Here is a 1,646-nt window from a genome sequence, read left to right as displayed (position 1 = left end):
GTCACAGCATCACCACCACCGTTACCGATGCCGCCGGCAATACCAGTCAGCCTTCGGCGGCGATTCCTGTCACGATCGAGACCACGGCGCCGGCAGCAGCAGCCAACGTGACGCTGACCGATTCCGCCGGGGACGATCTGAGCGGGAAAGCCAGTAACGATGCCACCCCTGTTCTCAAAGGGACCGCGGCAGCCGGCGACACCGTCACTATCCTCGACAACGGTAAAGCCATCGGCACCGCCACCGCGGGCAGCGACGGCAGCTGGAGCAGCACGCTGCCGGCCCTGGCCGACGGCAGCCACAGCATCACCACCACGGTCACTGATGCGGCCGGCAATACCGGGCAGCCTTCGGCAGCGATTCCTGTCACGGTCGAGACCACGGCACCGGCAGCAGCAGCCAACGTGACGCTGACCGATTCCTCCGGGGACGACCTGAGCGGGAAAGCCAGTAACGATGCCACCCCTGTTCTCAAAGGCACCGCGGCAGCCGGTGATACCGTCACTATCCTCGACAACGGTAAAGCCATCGGCACCGCTACCGCGGGCAGCGACGGCAGCTGGAGCAGCACCCTGCCGGCCCTGGCCGACGGCAGCCACAGCATCACCACCACGGTCACTGATGCGGCCGGCAATACCGGGCAGCCTTCGGCAGCGATTCCTGTCACGGTCGAGACCACGGCACCGGCAGCAGCAGCCAACGTGACGCTGACCGATTCCGCCGGGGACGATCTGAGCGGGAAAGCCAGTAACGATGCCACCCCGATCCTCAAAGGGACCGCGGCAGCCGGCGACACCGTCACCATTCTCGACAACGGCAAAGCCATCGGCACCGCCACGGCAGGCAGCGACGGCAGCTGGAGCAGCACCCTGCCGGCCCTGGCCGACGGCAGCCACAGTATCACCACCACCGTCACCGATGCCGCCGGCAATACCGGGCAGCCTTCGGCAGCGATTCCTGTCACGGTCGAGACCACGGCACCGGCAGAAGCCGGTGATGTCGGACTGACCGACGGTAACGGTAATAACCTGTCCGGAGCGGAGACAAATGACTCTACCCCGGTCCTGAAAGGGACTGCGGAAGCCGGCGACACCGTCACTATCCTCGACAACGGTAAAGCCATCGGCACCGCTACCGCGGGCAGCGACGGCAGCTGGAGCAGCACCCTGCCGGCCCTGGCCGACGGCAGCCACAGTATCACCACCACGGTCACCGATGCCGCCGGCAATACCAGCCAGCCTTCGGCGGCTATTCCTGTCACGATCGAGACCACGGCACCGGCAGCAGCCGGTGATGTCGAACTGACCGACGGTAACGGTAATAACCTGTCCGGAGCGGAGACAAATGACACCACCCCGGTCCTGAAAGGCACCGCGGCAGCCGGCGACACCGTCACTATCCTCGACAACGGTAAAGCCATCGGCACCGCCACCGCGGGCAGCGACGGCAGCTGGAGCAGCACCCTGCCGGCCCTGGCCGACGGCAGCCACAGCATCACCACCACGGTCACTGATGCGGCCGGCAATACCAGCCAGCCTTCGGCCGCGATTCCTGTGACGGTCGAGACCACGGCACCGGCAGCAGCAGCCAACGTGACGCTGACCGATTCCGCCGGGGACGATCTGAGCGGGAAAGCCAGTAACGAT

Annotated in this window: 1 protein-coding gene; it reads left to right on the top strand. The window is 66.1% G+C overall.

The annotated features are described in order from the left end of the window. A partial coding sequence (locus CG67_RS16565) for an Ig-like domain-containing protein (RefSeq protein WP_038024942.1) occupies window positions 1–1,646 on the top strand: 1,646 nt, incomplete at both ends.

Origin of the sequence: Tatumella sp. UCD-D_suzukii, assembly GCF_000611875.2 — a bacterium.
In the GTDB taxonomy this organism is placed as follows: Bacteria; Pseudomonadota; Gammaproteobacteria; order Enterobacterales; family Enterobacteriaceae; genus Tatumella; species Tatumella ptyseos.
Note: the sequence above shows the minus strand (reverse complement) of the source record. Positions and strands in the feature narration are given on the sequence as shown.